Raw genomic sequence first — 15,262 nt, forward strand, 5'->3', positions numbered from 1 at the left:
GGCTGCCCTTAGGCAGCCGTTTTTGGTATAAGTAGTGTTCGGTTTAATTCAGTAGTTTTTTAAGGAAAGGAGCGAGCTGTTCGGCCATGATTTTGTCATCTTCTATTTGTGGGTGGTAGCCGCAGCCGTGTGGGGTAACATCGCCAAAAGTGAAAACTATTACAGGCTTATGTGTGCTTTGCTTGTTCAGTTCGTCTTTTACTTTATTCAGGCATTTGATGAACGTCTCAGCTTTCGGGCCGTTTACCATAGGGCTGTTCAGTAATACTACCTGTGTTTGCGGGTTGTGAGTGTACAGGTTGTTTACAAAGGCAATGTAGTTGGCTATATATTTTTCTTCGTTAAAAGGAAGCCTTGCCTTTTTGCCGTCACCATCGCTAAAATCGTTAGTGCCAAGTGCTATGCAGGTAACCTGCGGCATAAAGCTGTAATCGTATTTTTTTGCGGCGTCCTTATTCAGGTACAGGTTGTCGTATACATCGGGCATTATGGCTTCGTCTTTGTGCTCGTCGTTCCAGTTGCGGTACATACCTATGCCTGATACCGAACTCAGCAGGAAATCAGCTCCCAGTGTGCGCGCTGTAATAGGGGCGTATGAATAGTAGGCATTGTGCTGGTCGTACCATTCGCCGGTGCCGCAGGGCATTTCTTCGTTATCATTGCCCATGCCGCAGGTTATAGAGTCGCCTATAAACTCTATTTTCTTTTTAGGGCGCATTACGGGTGCCGATATTTCTCCGTCTACGCCTGTAAACAATATATTGCCTACAGAGGCTTCTGTGGCCTTATAAAGTGTTACTATGTGTGCTTTTGTCCCGGCAGATGTAGCCATAACAAATACTTTACTGCCGGCAGCGGTTACCTTATTACGGCTGTAATACTGTCCGTCTACTTCTACAACCACATAGTTGTGGTGGCTGTAGGTGTCGGCAGAGCGTACATTGATGGTGCACTGTGTTCCTTTTAGTCCAAAGCTTACCGATGACGCTGCGCCAATGAGTGTTATGGAATTGTCGGGCTGCACCTCTACGCGGCCTTTTGTTACATAAGGGTTTTTGCCTCCGGTAGCCATTGCGGCAGCCGAAAATAGCAAGGCTGTAAAAAAGCTGGTTATTTTTTGTGAGATATACATATTTTAAAATGTTTTATTGAGGATGCAAAATATGTAAAATTGACGGGAATGCTATATAGTAATCTGTCAAAATGTTTGCTGTTTTATGCAGGTCACAGCAAGATGGTTTTGGTGGTAGAATTTGCTTATTTGCATGGTTTCAGCGCTAAAGAAATCTGTAAATGTGTATATTTAATTAGCAATTATAATAAATGTTTTTCTTTATAAATCAAGACTTATTTCATAAATTCGCAGGAATATATTTTTTCAAACCATATACAAACTAAAATACTGTCATGTCAAATATTGCAATATTAGAGATTGATGGCAAAAAGTATGAGTTCCCCGTTATAGTGGGTACCGAAAACGAAGTAGCCATTGATATTGATAAACTGCGCGGCGCTACCGGAGCCATCACCTTAGACCCCGGATTTAAAAACTCAGGTTCATGTAAAAGTGCCATCACTTTCCTTGATGGCGAACAGGGTATACTGCGCTACAGGGGCTATGCTATAGAGGAGCTTGCCGAAAAATCTAATTTCCTTGAGGTTTCTTACCTTCTTATTTTTGGTGAACTGCCTACCGTTGCGCAGCTGGAGAAATTTGAAAATGACATCCGCAAACATACTTTGGTAAACGAGGAGATGAAAAACATCATCGACGGTTTCCCGAAAAATGCCCACCCTATGGGTATCCTTGCATCACTTACCAGCGCACTTACTGCATTTAACCCGCAGCTTGTAGACGTAAGCGATGAAAAACAATTGTACGATGCCGTATGTAAGGCTATGGGTAAATTCCTGGTTATTGCTACATGGACGTTTAGGAAAAACATGGGCTACCCTTTAAACTACTATGATAACACGAAAGGTTATGTAGAGAACTTTATGAGGCTTATGTTCGAGCTTCCTACAGGTCCTTACACAGCTAACCCGGTTATTGTGGAAGCGCTTGATAAGCTGTTTATCCTTCATGCTGACCACGAGCAGAACTGCTCTACGTCTACCGTGAGGATTGTAGGTTCATCACATGCAGGTTTGTTTGCTTCTATCTCGGCAGGTGTATCTGCACTTTGGGGTCCACTTCATGGTGGTGCAAACCAGGCGGTGCTTGAAATGCTGGAAGAAATACAAAACAACGGTGGCGACGCCGAGAAATATATTGCCAAGGCAAAAGATAAGGACGATCCGTTCCGTCTTATGGGCTTTGGACACCGCGTGTACAAAAACTTCGACCCTAGGGCGAAGATCATCAAAAAAGCGGCAGACAGCGTACTTAATGAGCTTGGTGTAGACGACCCAATCCTTTCGATAGCTAAAAAGCTTGAGGAAGCTGCACTGCAGGATGAGTACTTCAAGGCGCGTAACCTGTACCCTAACGTAGACTTTTACTCAGGTATCATCTACAGGGCTATGGGTATCCCTACCGAAATGTTTACCGTGCTGTTTGCTATAGGCCGCCTTCCGGGCTGGATTGCCCAATGGAAAGAAATGCGCCTTAACAAAGAGCCTATAGGCCGTCCGCGCCAGATATATGTGGGCAGCGCGCTTAGGCCTTTCGTTGAAGAAGATAAACGATAGTTTTTAATAATAGTTAAGTTAAAGCACCGCTTAGAGATATCGAAGCGGTGCTTTTTTTATTTTCAATCATTATTTTTTAAATTATCATCATTTTATGAACAAAAATTTAAGATTACGCGGCATTTTCTATATTTGCCTAAAATATAAGCCATGCTGCATTTAAATGTAAATAACGAAACATCCCGATTGCAATCTGTTATACTTGGTACAGCCCAAAGTAATGGGCCTACGCCAAAGGAGCATGAGGCTTACGACCCGAAATCATTAGAGCATATAAAAGCAGGTACCTATCCGGTTGAAAAGGATATGGTAGCCGAAATGGAAGCGCTGGATGCCGTGTTTAAAAAGTATGGCGTTACTGTGTACCGTCCGCAACTGATAGAGAACTATAACCAGATATTCAGCCGCGACATTGGTTTTGTTATAGGCGATACATTTATCTGGGCCAATATACTACCCGACCGCGAGCGCGAACAGGCCGCTATCGATTATATCGCAGAACAAATAAACCCTGCCAAAATAGTGAAAGCCCCGGAGGAGGTACACATAGAAGGCGGCGACGTTATCCTTTGGGACAACCATATTTTTATCGGGACCTACAAGGGTAGTGATTATAAGGATTACATCACGGCACGTACTAACATACAGGGTGTCGACTTTATAAAGCAACTGTTTCCGGATAAGATTGTAAAAGAGTTTGACCTGGTAAAATCACGTATAGAAGCCCGCGATAATGCCCTGCACCTGGATTGCTGTTTCCAGCCGGTGGGCAAGGACAAAGGCGTTATTTACAAAAGTGGTTTCCGTGAGGAATCGGATTACCTGTACTTGGTGGAGCTTTTCGGGAAAGAGAACCTGTTCCATATCGACAGGGATGAAATGTACCACATGACGTCTAATTTCTTTTCGATAGATACCAATGTGGTGGTTATAGAAAAAGGTTTTACCCGCCTGAAGCACTGGTTGCAGGAAAATGGGTTTATTGTAGAAGAAGTGCCTTATGCGGAAATAGCCAAGCAGGAAGGTTTGCTGCGTTGCAGTACTTTGCCGTTGGCGCGCGATTAATTATCTTTGAAACATGAAACAGATCACCGACACCATACTGATGATACGCCCGGTGGCGTTCCGTATGAACGAACAAACGGCCGTAAACAACTATTACCAAAAGGTGGTGGACAAGCTATTGCCGTCTACCGTTAATGCCAAAGCCCAACAGGAATTTGACGCTTTTGCCGATAAACTGCGTGCCATAGGTGTTAATGTAATTGTAGTGGATGATACTATCGACCCTGATACGCCCGATTCGGTTTTTCCGAACAACTGGGTGTCGTTTCATGAAAATGGCGACGTAGCGTTATATCCTATGTTTGCCGAAAACCGCCGTGGCGAACGCCGCGAGGATGTACTCGACCTGCTGGAAGACCATGGTTTTGTGATTGACAATATTATGGACTATACCAGTGCCGAGGAAGATGGTTTTTTCCTTGAAGGTACGGGCAGTATAGTGCTGGACAGGGAAAACCATAAGGCATATTGTGCGCTTTCTCCGCGTGCTGATGAAGAATTGTTTATAGAGTTCTGTGAGGACTTTGAATATAGTCCAGTTATATTTGAGGCATTCCAGACAGTAGATGGTGAACGTATGCACATTTACCACACTAATGTAATGATGTGTGTGGGTACTACTTTTGCCGTGATCTGCGCTGACTGCATTGACGATAAAAAAGAGCGCAAAGCGGTACTGGCAAGCCTTCGTGAAGACGGTAAGGAGCTAATATTGCTTACCGAAGCCCAATTGAACCATTTTGCAGGTAACATGCTGCAGGTACAGGGCAAGGATAAAAGCTACCTGGTAATGAGTGAAGCTGCCCGCAGTATCCTTACGCCTGGCCAGGTACAAACCATAGAAAAACACACCGAAATACTTTCGGTAAACCTTGATACTATTGAGGCTTGCGGCGGCGGAAGCGCCCGTTGTATGATGGCCGAAGTATTTTTGCTTAAAAAAATGTAAATTAGCGGCATGCTCAGTAAAAAGACAAAATACGGACTTAAGGCCCTTATTTTCATCGCGAGGCAGGATCCTGCCGTGCCGGTGCTTATTGCCGATATTTCGGACAAGGAGCGTATACCCAAAAAGTTTTTGGAAGCCATTTTGCTCGACCTGAAAAAGTTCGGTATACTGGGTTCTAAAAAAGGAAAGGGTGGGGGCTATTACCTTATGAAAGACCCTAAGACGGTGAGTGCTGCTACACTTATCCGCGTGCTGGACGGGCCAATAGCTATGCTGCCCTGCGTAAGCCTTAACTTCTACGAGCGCTGCGATGACTGCCCTGATGAGGATGCGTGCTCACTAAACCATTTTATGATAGAGGTGCGCAATACTACCCTGCAACTGCTACAGGACAAAACCTTGTACGACCTTACGGTGATGTAATATCAGCTTTAAATTTCTGTAATGCCCAAAAGATAGGAAACCGTTACCCTGCGGGTAGTGTTACCGAACTTTTTGGTTTCTTCGGTGATGATGAAGAGCTGTTCAGCATTGATAGTGCGGCTGTCGGGTATTTGTATTGTGTAATGGAAATAACCGGTATCTGCCGGTGCTACAGTGCCTACACTGAAGGTAGTTTTCTTCTTTTGTTTTGCGGCAAGGTCAAGCAATGCAATCAACGTAATTTCATCTTTTTTCCTGTCGAAAAAATTTACCACCATAACATTGCCGTCTTTAAATAAGGCAAGCGCCTGCTGCCTGATGTAGCTTTTCATTTCCGCATCGGCCTTTGGGTCAGTAAGTAGTTCCAGGTACCCGAAAAACTCTGTGACCTTTGATGCCGCTTTGGCTTCAAAAGCTTTTTGTGTTTTTAGCGGCAGTGCATTTTCCCGTGGGCGCGATATATCCTGCCCGGTTACTGTAACCGAACATAATAGAATCGCTATATAGAGTATCGTCCTCATTTTCCTTTTTGCATAAATTTCAGCGAAATGATTTTACCGTCGCGGTATTTCACCTCTACAACTTCCATGTTTTTTGCCACCACACCGGGCAGGGTCACCTTGTTTATAAACTCATCTTTGTTCAAAAACTCAACCCCTATATCGTCAAACATCACTTCCTGTATCATGGCGTCGTCAGCTATAATTTCCGCCAGTTGGGTGCGGCGTTTGTTCCAGTCGGCCACGTTGCCGTTCATGTAGGCGCGCAGCATCATGGCGTAGTCATCGGGCTGTAGTTCTATTTCCAGTGTATCATCGGTATCGCTGTCTATTTTCAGGGTGTCGGGTTTGTAATAGGCGCTCTCGGTTACCACCAGGCCTTTCCCTTTTATAGTATAGCAATTTTCGTCTGCTGCCAGCTTCCGCTTTTCATCTTTCTTTATAAAGTAAACGGATATACTTCCTGCCTCAACGGGCTTTTGGGTGTACTTATCCTTAAAGCAAATACTTATGTCATGGCGGTTGTTAACCACAATAAACGCCGAACTTATAGCAATAAACGAACCCATAAATGCTACCATAACACCCTTCGGTGCTTTCCTTGTTTTCGGGGTGTTGCTTTCCGGCGAATTGACAATTATCCTTGCTTCCCTGTGCTTGTGTGCAAACTCATCCCAGTTAGAATACCCCAGCCATTGGCAGAAAATATCCAGCATATCGCGTCGGGGCAGTTTGGGGTTTGTTTCGGGTTTCAGGTGGGTGTATACCCATTTTTCACTGACGCGGGTGTTGCAGTCCTGTTCTACCAGGTCTATAAGCTGTGCTATTTCGCGGTTGCCAAACTGCTGTATGCTGCCTGCATAATACGGGTACGCTTCCCGGTAGCGGGTAAGTATCTGTTGCTTCAGCAGGTAAAACAGTTGTATATCGTCCATTGGTAACCGGGTCAAATTTAGGCATGCGCACGCAGAGTGCTGCTGTAAATGTACTGTAAAACTACTGAAAAATACTTTACCCGCTGTTTACATGGGTTTTGCACTGCCTGTTTTTTGGTGGTGGATTAGGTTTGCAACAGAAATTTAAAAATCCATAACCATGAAAAGAATTTGTTTTTTATTGATGGGCGCACTGCTTGTCACGGCTACAACCACAGCCCAGGAAAGCGGAAATGTTAACTACGGGCCTAACCGCTACAGGCAGCAGCAACAGCAAATGACGAGTATCAGCGCTGATAATACCAATACACTCAGCTTTAGTATACGGGGTATTTATAACGAAAAGCCTTCACTGTTTTCGGCTACGTTCAGCATCGTGCAGGTGGGTACTTCGCTGGAGGAAATCAATACGCTGGTAAACGAAAAGGTAAATAATATTAAAGCGAAACTGAAAGCAATAGAACCGGGCGCTGAGGTAATAACCGATATGATTTCGTTTGTGCCGGTATATGAATTTGAGGTAACCAAAAAAGTATTCAGTAAAAAAACGTACAACGAAAAACCGGTAGGGTATGAGATGAAAAAGAACCTTATCATTAAATACAAAGGCCGTGTGCTGGACAAAATTATTACCGCCTGTGCCGAAGAAGAGGTGTATGATTTTGTAAAAGTGGATTATGTTATGGCCGATGTAGACAGCATAATGAATAAGCTACAGATGAAAACACTGGAGGTGTTTAACAGTAAGCTGAAGTTCTACGGCCAATTGAAAGGCGAAGACCTTACTGCAAAGAAAAAAACGTTCACGGAAAGCTTTAACGTAATGTACCCGGTGGAGAGCTATAGCAGCTATACGGCTTTTTCAAGGCACCAGTTGCCGTTTGCCAGGAACAGTGTAGTGAATGAAATCCAGAAAGCCGATACGCAGTACTACAACCCGGTGCAGTTTAAAACGCATACCTATATCATTAACCCTGAGATTACCGAGCCTTCCATACAGTTGTTTTATGATATTACCGTAACGGTAGACCTTACCAAACCTGAACCACAGCCGAAAGCGGAGCCACAACCTGTAAAACCATCTCAGCCGGTTATAGACAAGCGTATTTATATGGTTACCCAAAACGGCGATGTAAAACAATTGGGGTTATAATTTTAGTTGCCGAAGTGCAGCCCTTGCAGGATGTTTGATATTGAGCTGATAATGTATTGTACACCTATTGCAATAGTAATAAAACCCATAATACGCGATATGGCTACAATACCCGATGCACCCAGTGCCTGCGATACCTTATGTGCACCACGCATTACCAGAAAGATAACAAAGGCGATACCTGCCATTGCAGATACGGCTATTATTTGTTGGGGCATTTCTTTGTAATCCTGGTGCATGGCTATAAGCAGCGATATGCTTCCGGGGCCGGCCAGCATGGGTATGGCCAATGGGGTAAGGGCTATGTCGTTTCGTTTTTGGGCATCGGCTTCTACCTCTTTGTGTACACCGCGCCCTTTGCTAAAACGACGGTTCAGTAATGAGAAGCCCGAGTTTACAATGATAAAGCCACCGGCTATACGCAGTGCATCGATACTAATACCGAAAAAGCTCAGTACATATTGCCCTGCAAAAAATGATACAAGGAGTATGATAAACACATTAATCGCTGTCCAGAATGAAATGCGCTGGCGTTCTTTAACCGTGTCGTCTTGTGTAAGGCCTACGAAGATAGGCACGGCGCCCAACGGGTTGATTACTGAAAATATAGCGGCAAATATGTAAATGAATAGCTCCATGTTGTGGTTTTATTGTTGCAAAGGTAAAACTTTGGCAGTTATTACAGTTTTTCTAAATCATTAATTGTCCCTTCTTCATAGTAGCAGATGCTGAGCTGCGGCTGTATGGGGAACATAACGGTTTCGTAGCCGGGCTTCTGTCCGGTATCTGAAGATACGAGGTAACAATCGTTCACTATGCCAAGATAGGTAAACAATGGCGAATACAGCGTAATGCCCACTTTATGGCGGGTGATGTCGTTAATGTCGGTATTCACAATATCAAAGCGGTAGCCTGTAAACGGTAAAAAGGTAGTGCCCAGCACATCGCTCACGCGGTAAAAATTGCCTTTAAGCTGTTGTACATAACTGGCGGCAGCTATCCCGGTAAGGTAATGCAGTTTTTCTGCATTCGGGTTTTCAGAGAGCAGTTCCCTAAAGGTAGCCTTAGGGTTAGCCTTGTCGTTGTACAGTTGCTGCTGCATAAGGTATTCGCGGTAGGTGTCTTCAAAAATATAACGGTCCCAAGGCTGGGATGCCGAATTATCTATCACCACACGATAGGCAAGTTTTATTTTAGGATAGGGCATAACATCGTCTTTAATAAAACAGAAGAGGAGGGTCTGCACTCCCTCCTCTTCCAAATATACAAATAACCAACAATAAAAAACACTGTTTTTATTTACCTTACAATCATTTTTCTGCTTTCTTCAAACGTGCCTTCGGCATTGCTCACTACAGCTTTATAGATGTAGCTGCCGCTGCTCAGGCTGCCGCGGTTTAGCGTTATGGTGCTTTCGCCACCGGCAAGGTCACCGTTAAATGCGGTAAGCACCCTGCGTCCGGTAAGGTCGTATACCGTAATGTTTACCCTGCTGTCCATTTGCAGGTTTACGGGTATGGTGGTAACGTCTGTAAAAGGGTTAGGATAATTTTGTTTTATGCCAAATTCGTTTTTAGTTACATCATCGAGGCCGGCGGTAGGGCCATTTACATAAATAGTGTGTTCCAGTACGTAGCCTTCGCTAAGGCTTCCGGTTACGGTAGCAAGTTCCAGCCCTGCTGAGTCGTCGCTAAATACGTTGTCGCTGGCGTTGTAGGTATAGCCGTTAAGGGCTTTGGTATAACCATATGCGGTTGCCGAGTTTACAATGGCTACTGCGCTGTCGCTGCCTTCAGGGAATGAAATCTGCGTAATAAGCAGTGATGTACCTGCTGAGTTGTAAACGTGTACGTGTATGTGCGTAGCCCTACTGGTATACCACCCCGGGAAAATAGAGGTAAAACTCACAAGTCCGTTGGAATCGGTCGTTTGCCTGCCGCGAAGGAAGTGCACAGTGGTATAGTTTACCTGCTGCATAGAAGTACCGCCGTATTCGCTGTAGTAACCGTCTTTGTCGCAATGCCAAATGTCTACAATAGCACCTGAAAGTGCATTGCAGCTGGCATTTTTGTTTTTGATGTTAATGTTGATGGTAAACGCCACACCGGTGCGGTCGTCTGTAATGTCGGTCCGTACCAGGCTTGATGGCGTAATGGTAGGGAAGGGGCCTGCCGTTTCGCTGGGCGATACGGTACAGGTGGTCAATGTTTCGGTTTCGGTATCGCCGTTACTGCCCGCCGCCCGGAGGATGGAGGGTGCCGCTACGGCCATGCCTAAAAAGCCCAGGCTGTTTCTTAAAAAGTCTTTTCGTTTCATGCGTAGATAGTATTGCTTACTACAAAGCTACTTATAATTACGAAGGCTGTATTGTTTTGAGGTGTATGGTGGGTTTGTTGCGGTGAATGTTGGTTTTTGTTTCGATTTTGAGTCTTTTTGTGTTAAAAATATTCTGGGTGCACCAAATATTCAACACTTTAAGCCCGTTATATGTGGTGTAACAATTAACCTTGCTATTTATGAAGAAACTCTTTACCCTTGCTTCGGTACTTATCCTCTTGACGGCCTGTAGCGGGTCTGTAAACGGTGCGAGAAACGATTTTGAAAACAACCGCTGGCCCCAAAGCGAGGTGGTGCATTTTGATGTAAAATCGCCCGGTAGCTTAAAACCTGCTACTTTGTCCATTTCGTATTCGCATGTGTTCGAACCCCAGTTTACCGATATACCGGTAGAGGTAGATATTACTGCGCCCGATGGCACTAAGGAAACCCTGCCGGTAGTACTGCACCTTAAAGATAAAAACGGCAAAAGCCTTTCAGATTGTGTGGGAGATGTATGCGACCTTGATACCGTGGTTAAGGAAATAGCATCGCCGCAGGAAGGTGAATATAAAATAGACATCAGGAATAAATTCCCGTCGGCTTACCTGCCCAATACTATTGCTGTTGGGGTAAAGTTCAGCAACCTGGATTAACCAAAAAAAAGCCTGCCCGCCTGTGAGACTAAAACAGGCGGGCGGGCATGAACATGACTAACCAACTAATATTTATCTAAAAAAAAATTAACCCTCTGCGTAAATGGTGTGTGTAAGTTCGAAGCCGCTGCTTACACTGCCCGATACTGTGGCAATTTCGCTGCCGGTGGTGTCGTCACTAAAAATGTTGTCTGAAGCATTATAGGTGTAGCCGCTCATGCCTTTAGTGTAGCCATAAGCTGTGGCCGAATTTACCTGCACTACTGCACTGTTGCTGCCCTCGGGGAATGCAATCTGTGTGATGAGCAGTGAATTTCCTGCCGAATTGTATATGTGTACGTGGATGTGTGTAGCCCTGCCGGAATACCACCCCGGAAATATGGATGTAAACGCTACCTGCCCATTACTGTCGGTAGTTTGCCTGCCACGGAGGAAGTGTACGCTGGTATAGTCGGTACCCTGCATGTTGGTGCCACCATACTCGCTATAGTTTCCGTCCTTGTCGCAGTGCCAAATATCTACAATGGCATTTTGCAGTACATTACAATCGTCATTTACGTTTTTTACGGTAATGGTAATGCCCAGTGCTACCCCGGTGCGGTCGGCAGTAATATCTGTGTGTACCAGTGTCGATGGGCTTTTGGTAGGGAAAGGCCCTGCTGTTTCAGTTGGAGATACCGTACAGCTGGTATCGCTACTGCTGCTGCCCGAGCCTGATGAAGTGGTTACCGTGTCGTCGTCACTGCTGCATGCATTCAGGGTTTTTAGTCCTGCAAAGGCCAGCCCTGCCAGCCCCATTGTCTTAAAGAATTGTTTCCGTTCCATGTCCTTGCGTCATTTTATATAAGGCTAACGGCAAGGTTGAAACGGTTATTGGTACACTGCGGTAAACAGCTGCATTGTGTGGGTAAACCCTTTACAACGGGACTTCAAACAATAAAATAACAGCATTTTGCGAAAGGGCTTCCATATCGGCTTCGGTGGTTTCCCAGAGCGCCAGGCCGTCGCGTTCTTCCAATAGCCTGCCCTGCACTTCAAAAGCACCGGAGATAACAAATACGAAAATGCCGTTGCCTGCCTTTGGTTCGTAAAGCGCTTCACTACGTCCATCGAAAATGCCCATCTTGGCTTTCACAATTCCGGGAAGGGAAAAAGGATTCAGGCTGTTGCGCTCCTCAAGGTTTATGGAAATGGTGGAGGCTTCAGTGCCACAAGGTTCCTTAAATTCTATAAACAGGAAGTTGATAAGCTCACTATCGTATGGATTTTTTATGGTTATGCTGCCTTCCAGCGGAAGCCATACTGCTTCGTTTGGTTCGGCGTAGCGGGTTTCGCCTTCGTATACAAATTCCAATGTACCCACCAGCGGAATCAGCAGCAGGCATTTGTGTTGGGCAAAGCGTGTTACCTGCTGCTGTGGCCCCAGGGTTTCATCATTTACTATTTCAAGCGGCCCAAACGGTTTGCGGTGCGGGTCGGCATACGATTCAAAATTAAAGGTAGCATGCCACCGGCGGGTACTGTCTTCGTACAGGCCGCGTTGCTGTGCTTTGTATATTTGGGCTGGTGTTTGGTGTATCATAGTTCCGTTGTTTAATGCTGCAAAAATAAGCGTGCATAAAAGGCGTTATTGTAAATTATCGGTTAACGCCGCACCAAATGCGATAAAACGTTTTGAAATACCCGTTTTAAAAATGTAATTTTAGTAAAAAATTTGAAAGCCATGAGGAAACTCCTGCTTTTGTTGCTATTGCTTTGCGGTACGCTGCACAGCCAGATCATTATTTCGGGCTATGTGTATGACGAAGCCGAAAACAAACCGCTTGAAGGCGCTTATGTATATATAGACGGTACTACCTTTTCTGCGAATACCAATGATAAGGGGTATTTCAGGCTGGTGCTGCGGGAAAAGTACAATGCGCCGCTCATCATCAGTTACGTAGGTTTTGAAACCCTGCGGATAGAAGACCCGTACCAGTACGGCAAACCTTTTAAAGCCGTATTGCGTGAAGACGTTACTGTATTGGATGAGGTGGTGATAACCAATAAGCCGCCTTTTACCCGTAAGCAGATGCTGGCTGTTTTCAGGAAGGAGTTTTTAGGCCGCTCGCGTGCCGGGTCGTCCTGTACTATAGAAAACGAGGACGATGTATACCTGTACTACGATGAAGGAACCAACTCGCTAAGGGCAAGGGCATCAAAACCACTGCGCATAAAAAACAGGCGGTTAGAATATAACGTGATGTTTGAGTTGAAAGCTTTTGAGGTGAATTACAATTACCTGAGCCTGGACGATAACAATATGGTGCGCAGTTTTTATGCAGGTACTTCGGCATTTAACGATGTGTCTAAAAAAGGTTCGGCAGATAAAAAGCGTAAGGCCGCTTATGTGGGTTCGGCTACGCACCTGATGCGTACGTTCCTTAAAGACGACTGGCAAGAACAGAAGTTTACTCTGTATATAGACAAAGTGCCAACCGACCCGCACGAGTGCTTTATTTATGCTGATTCTTCGGGGTACAGAAAGGTGTCGTTAAACAAGCAGTTCCTGGATGATACCAACCCAATTAAGATAACAGGGCTACAGCCCAAGGGCAGGCCTGTAAACAGTTATTCTAAGCGTGATTTTATCATACTGCGCGATATGGATACCCGTACGCAAACCACGCTCAATTTTTACAGGGATACGTTTTATATCGATAAAAACGGACTGTTTTGGCCGGTAGATGCTTTTTTATTCCGGGGCTATATGGGGAGCCTGAAGGCGGGTGACCTGCTTCCGGCGGACTACGAGTATGTGCCGTGATGGTGGTGGGATAAAAGTGTGATTTATAAGGAGATTAAAAATTAAGATTATGAAAATTATATTGGTTTTATTGTTTCCGTGTTTTTTGTTTTCACAGAGTTATAGCTATACCAATGATTTTGTTAAAGTAGATTTGGAACTGAAGAAGGAAGTAAAAGATAGTCTTGTAACGGGAGTTGTAACTGTTCAGAACATTTCTGCAAGCGATATATTAGTGTTTAAAAATGATGTAAACAGCCTTAATAGTGTTTCTCCGAAATTCTTGATTATTGATTTCTCGAATAGAATAACAGACCCTGAAGTGATGAAGAACTATCAAATTCCTTTCTTTTATCTTAAGCCACAAGAGATAGTAACGATTGAAAAGAACAGTAGATTTGATTGGAAACAACTTGGAGATATACAGCTTAAATTCAATATGTTTGAAGTTTCTAAATTAGATAATAATCGTTGTGACAATCAATTGAAGAAAGCGCTAAAAAAACATACAAACCACCTTTCATTGGAGTGTTTTCAAGCCTATCAAGATGAAAATGGTTTAGGTGAGGTTTTTATAAAATTAAAAGCTTGAGTTTCGTAAATGTATTAAATTCATTGGTTTGTGTGTTTTACATTTATTAACATTATATTGAAAATTGTGATTTCAGGTTATGCGGTGCCGTAAAGTTTTATAGTTAACTTAATGAGTTTGTAATAGGGATAAGTAGTAAAGCTAAATATATGAGAGTATTATTTTTTCTGTTTTTTACATTTTGCTCTATTTATTCCCAGGAAAACAGGAGTAATTTGTTATTGTTTAAGGTTGAGGTGAAACGGGATTTGAAGATTGAAAAAATAAAGACGTATTATTTGGCTCTTGAATTAAATGAAGATAAGAGCCTGATAAAATTTTTACAGACCAAACTGGTTGTGTTTGATGGTTTCGCTGACCAAAATATTGTTTCATGCTTCCAGAAAGATCCCATTGAATTAGCGACATATACCACGCGGACTACATTTAACCATGAAGCCACCGGGGTAAATAATTCGGGATTAATAGATAAGAATGCGCGTATGACTGATTTAGCTACGTTAAAGATTAGTTCTTCTTTTTTTAGTAACCAAAAAATTAAAATTTCATATACCCTTATTAAAGCGCACTATTGTAAAGGGATGATTACCTCACAGGATTCTAAAATTTTAGGTGTAAGGCCTGATGTAATATTGATTATTGATGAGTTATCTATTGATAATGATTACAGGGTTTTAACATCTGATGAGCTTGAAATTATTAAAGCTATAGATTTTAACAGTTTTATATTTTAATAAGAATAAGAGGTTGTGATAATCGCGTTAATGCTGTTTTAAAATGGCTATTTATATATTGGTCTTTTCGTAACTTTATGCTAAACAAAACGCTATGGATACTAAGAAAACACTGGTTATGGGCGCAAGCACTGAGCCAACACGATATGCCTATAAGGCAGTAAAGATGCTGCAACGCTTTGGCCATCCCGTAGTAGCTATGGGAAAAAAGGAAGATGACCTCGACGGGATTAAAATAGAAAAAGGCGCTGCACCGTTTGACGGGGTAGATACCATAACCCTCTACCTGAACCCCATGAACCAAAAGCCGTACTATGATTATATCATTGGCCTAAATCCCAAAAGGGTAATCTTCAATCCCGGTACCGAGAATATGGAATTGATACAGTTATTAAAGGATAACAATATTATACCTGAAATAGCCTGTACGTTGGTGCTTCTGTCTACGAACCAGTATTAGTGC

18 protein-coding genes are annotated in these 15,262 nt (G+C 43.6%); 10 read left to right on the top strand and 8 right to left on the bottom strand.

The annotated features are described in order from the left end of the window. Positions 1-43: 43 nt before the first annotated feature. On the bottom strand, positions 44-1,132 hold the full coding sequence (locus ACZIX4_RS11945; protein ID WP_463335866.1) for an SGNH/GDSL hydrolase family protein: 1,089 nt from the start codon (positions 1,130-1,132) through the stop codon (positions 44-46). A 275-nt stretch (positions 1,133-1,407) separates the two neighbouring features. Between ACZIX4_RS11945 and ACZIX4_RS11950 the strand changes: the two genes are divergently transcribed. The 4 genes from ACZIX4_RS11950 to ACZIX4_RS11965 all read left to right on the top strand — a co-directional run bounded on the left by ACZIX4_RS11950 (position 1,408) and on the right by ACZIX4_RS11965 (position 5,128). Then, positions 1,408-2,691 carry a citrate synthase gene (locus tag ACZIX4_RS11950; protein ID WP_463335867.1) on the top strand — a complete coding sequence of 428 codons (1,284 nt, stop codon included), beginning with the start codon at positions 1,408-1,410 and terminating at the stop codon, positions 2,689-2,691. Between the two features lie 150 nt (positions 2,692-2,841). Continuing rightward, entirely contained in the window at positions 2,842-3,756 is a 915-nt protein-coding gene (locus ACZIX4_RS11955; RefSeq protein ID WP_463335868.1) for a dimethylarginine dimethylaminohydrolase family protein, read from the top strand. 13 nt (positions 3,757-3,769) lie between these two features. After that, positions 3,770-4,705 (top strand): citrulline utilization hydrolase CtlX, encoded by a 936-nt coding sequence (gene ctlX / locus ACZIX4_RS11960; RefSeq protein WP_463335869.1) that lies wholly within the window; start codon positions 3,770-3,772, stop codon positions 4,703-4,705. Positions 4,706-4,714: 9 nt separating this feature from the next. Beyond that, positions 4,715-5,128, top strand: coding sequence for an RrF2 family transcriptional regulator (locus tag ACZIX4_RS11965; RefSeq protein WP_463335870.1), 414 nt, complete (start codon positions 4,715-4,717; stop codon positions 5,126-5,128). 8 nt (positions 5,129-5,136) lie between these two features. Here the strand turns inward: ACZIX4_RS11965 and ACZIX4_RS11970 are convergent, their stop codons facing one another. Together ACZIX4_RS11970 and ACZIX4_RS11975 are read right to left on the bottom strand one after the other, a co-directional pair. Continuing rightward, positions 5,137-5,649 (bottom strand): hypothetical protein, encoded by a 513-nt coding sequence (locus tag ACZIX4_RS11970; RefSeq protein ID WP_463335871.1) that lies wholly within the window; start codon positions 5,647-5,649, stop codon positions 5,137-5,139. Continuing rightward, entirely contained in the window at positions 5,646-6,563 is a 918-nt protein-coding gene (locus tag ACZIX4_RS11975) for a hypothetical protein (RefSeq protein ID WP_463335872.1), read from the bottom strand. The genes ACZIX4_RS11970 and ACZIX4_RS11975 overlap by 4 nt, the downstream gene beginning before the upstream one ends. Positions 6,564-6,723: 160 nt before the next feature. Between ACZIX4_RS11975 and ACZIX4_RS11980 the strand changes: the two genes are divergently transcribed. Beyond that, a complete protein-coding gene (locus ACZIX4_RS11980; protein WP_463335873.1) occupies positions 6,724-7,716 on the top strand; it encodes an SIMPL domain-containing protein in 993 nt (330 codons plus the stop codon). Between the two features lie 2 nt (positions 7,717-7,718). Here ACZIX4_RS11980 and ACZIX4_RS11985 read toward each other — a convergent pair whose 3' ends face one another. From ACZIX4_RS11985 to ACZIX4_RS11995, 3 genes are all read right to left on the bottom strand, one after another. Continuing rightward, positions 7,719-8,354 carry a MarC family NAAT transporter gene (locus ACZIX4_RS11985; RefSeq protein ID WP_463335874.1) on the bottom strand — a complete coding sequence of 212 codons (636 nt, stop codon included), beginning with the start codon at positions 8,352-8,354 and terminating at the stop codon, positions 7,719-7,721. Positions 8,355-8,395: 41 nt separating this feature from the next. Then, positions 8,396-8,923 carry a hypothetical protein gene (locus ACZIX4_RS11990; protein WP_463335875.1) on the bottom strand — a complete coding sequence of 176 codons (528 nt, stop codon included), beginning with the start codon at positions 8,921-8,923 and terminating at the stop codon, positions 8,396-8,398. 92 nt (positions 8,924-9,015) lie between these two features. Beyond that, entirely contained in the window at positions 9,016-10,032 is a 1,017-nt protein-coding gene (locus tag ACZIX4_RS11995; RefSeq protein WP_463335876.1) for a dioxygenase family protein, read from the bottom strand. 200 nt (positions 10,033-10,232) lie between these two features. Between ACZIX4_RS11995 and ACZIX4_RS12000 the strand changes: the two genes are divergently transcribed. After that, complete coding sequence (locus ACZIX4_RS12000; protein ID WP_463335877.1) at positions 10,233-10,688, top strand: gliding motility lipoprotein GldH family protein; 456 nt, start codon at positions 10,233-10,235, stop codon at positions 10,686-10,688. 87 nt (positions 10,689-10,775) lie between these two features. Here the strand turns inward: ACZIX4_RS12000 and ACZIX4_RS12005 are convergent, their stop codons facing one another. Continuing rightward, on the bottom strand, positions 10,776-11,513 hold the full coding sequence (locus ACZIX4_RS12005) for a dioxygenase family protein (RefSeq protein ID WP_463335878.1): 738 nt from the start codon (positions 11,511-11,513) through the stop codon (positions 10,776-10,778). A 91-nt stretch (positions 11,514-11,604) separates the two neighbouring features. After that, positions 11,605-12,270 (bottom strand): pirin family protein, encoded by a 666-nt coding sequence (locus ACZIX4_RS12010; protein WP_463335879.1) that lies wholly within the window; start codon positions 12,268-12,270, stop codon positions 11,605-11,607. Positions 12,271-12,411: 141 nt separating this feature from the next. On the opposite strand from ACZIX4_RS12010, the gene ACZIX4_RS12015 reads away from it, so the two are divergent. The 4 genes from ACZIX4_RS12015 (at position 12,412) to ACZIX4_RS12030 (ending at position 15,259) form a co-directional block, all read left to right on the top strand. Then, on the top strand, positions 12,412-13,494 hold the full coding sequence (locus ACZIX4_RS12015) for a carboxypeptidase-like regulatory domain-containing protein (protein WP_463335880.1): 1,083 nt from the start codon (positions 12,412-12,414) through the stop codon (positions 13,492-13,494). Between the two features lie 49 nt (positions 13,495-13,543). Continuing rightward, positions 13,544-14,065 (top strand): hypothetical protein, encoded by a 522-nt coding sequence (locus ACZIX4_RS12020; RefSeq protein WP_463335881.1) that lies wholly within the window; start codon positions 13,544-13,546, stop codon positions 14,063-14,065. Positions 14,066-14,214: 149 nt separating this feature from the next. Further along, positions 14,215-14,799, top strand: coding sequence for a hypothetical protein (locus ACZIX4_RS12025; protein WP_463335882.1), 585 nt, complete (start codon positions 14,215-14,217; stop codon positions 14,797-14,799). A gap of 94 nt (positions 14,800-14,893) precedes the next feature. Further along, on the top strand, positions 14,894-15,259 hold the full coding sequence (locus tag ACZIX4_RS12030) for a CoA-binding protein (RefSeq protein ID WP_463335883.1): 366 nt from the start codon (positions 14,894-14,896) through the stop codon (positions 15,257-15,259). Positions 15,260-15,262 lie beyond the last annotated feature (3 nt).

The organism is Flavobacterium niveum (assembly GCF_055231775.1).

What these genes read in the sequence shown, in the direction of transcription:
- ACZIX4_RS12025 (WP_463335882.1), top strand. Translation starts at nt 14,215, where the DNA reads ATGAGAGTATTATTTTTTCTGTTTTTTACATTTTGCTCTATTTATTCC.
- ACZIX4_RS11975 (WP_463335872.1), bottom strand. Translation starts at nt 6,563, where the DNA reads ATGGACGATATACAACTGTTTTACCTGCTGAAGCAACAGATACTTACC.
- ACZIX4_RS11980 (WP_463335873.1), top strand. Translation starts at nt 6,724, where the DNA reads ATGAAAAGAATTTGTTTTTTATTGATGGGCGCACTGCTTGTCACGGCT.
- ACZIX4_RS12030 (WP_463335883.1), top strand. Translation starts at nt 14,894, where the DNA reads ATGGATACTAAGAAAACACTGGTTATGGGCGCAAGCACTGAGCCAACA.
- ACZIX4_RS11950 (WP_463335867.1), top strand. Translation starts at nt 1,408, where the DNA reads ATGTCAAATATTGCAATATTAGAGATTGATGGCAAAAAGTATGAGTTC.
- ACZIX4_RS11995 (WP_463335876.1), bottom strand. Translation starts at nt 10,032, where the DNA reads ATGAAACGAAAAGACTTTTTAAGAAACAGCCTGGGCTTTTTAGGCATG.
- ctlX (WP_463335869.1), top strand. Translation starts at nt 3,770, where the DNA reads ATGAAACAGATCACCGACACCATACTGATGATACGCCCGGTGGCGTTC.
- ACZIX4_RS11955 (WP_463335868.1), top strand. Translation starts at nt 2,842, where the DNA reads ATGCTGCATTTAAATGTAAATAACGAAACATCCCGATTGCAATCTGTT.
- ACZIX4_RS11985 (WP_463335874.1), bottom strand. Translation starts at nt 8,354, where the DNA reads ATGGAGCTATTCATTTACATATTTGCCGCTATATTTTCAGTAATCAAC.
- ACZIX4_RS11965 (WP_463335870.1), top strand. Translation starts at nt 4,715, where the DNA reads ATGCTCAGTAAAAAGACAAAATACGGACTTAAGGCCCTTATTTTCATC.
- ACZIX4_RS12015 (WP_463335880.1), top strand. Translation starts at nt 12,412, where the DNA reads ATGAGGAAACTCCTGCTTTTGTTGCTATTGCTTTGCGGTACGCTGCAC.
- ACZIX4_RS11970 (WP_463335871.1), bottom strand. Translation starts at nt 5,649, where the DNA reads ATGAGGACGATACTCTATATAGCGATTCTATTATGTTCGGTTACAGTA.
- ACZIX4_RS12020 (WP_463335881.1), top strand. Translation starts at nt 13,544, where the DNA reads ATGAAAATTATATTGGTTTTATTGTTTCCGTGTTTTTTGTTTTCACAG.
- ACZIX4_RS12010 (WP_463335879.1), bottom strand. Translation starts at nt 12,270, where the DNA reads ATGATACACCAAACACCAGCCCAAATATACAAAGCACAGCAACGCGGC.
- ACZIX4_RS11990 (WP_463335875.1), bottom strand. Translation starts at nt 8,923, where the DNA reads ATGCCCTATCCTAAAATAAAACTTGCCTATCGTGTGGTGATAGATAAT.
- ACZIX4_RS12000 (WP_463335877.1), top strand. Translation starts at nt 10,233, where the DNA reads ATGAAGAAACTCTTTACCCTTGCTTCGGTACTTATCCTCTTGACGGCC.
- ACZIX4_RS12005 (WP_463335878.1), bottom strand. Translation starts at nt 11,513, where the DNA reads ATGGAACGGAAACAATTCTTTAAGACAATGGGGCTGGCAGGGCTGGCC.
- ACZIX4_RS11945 (WP_463335866.1), bottom strand. Translation starts at nt 1,132, where the DNA reads ATGTATATCTCACAAAAAATAACCAGCTTTTTTACAGCCTTGCTATTT.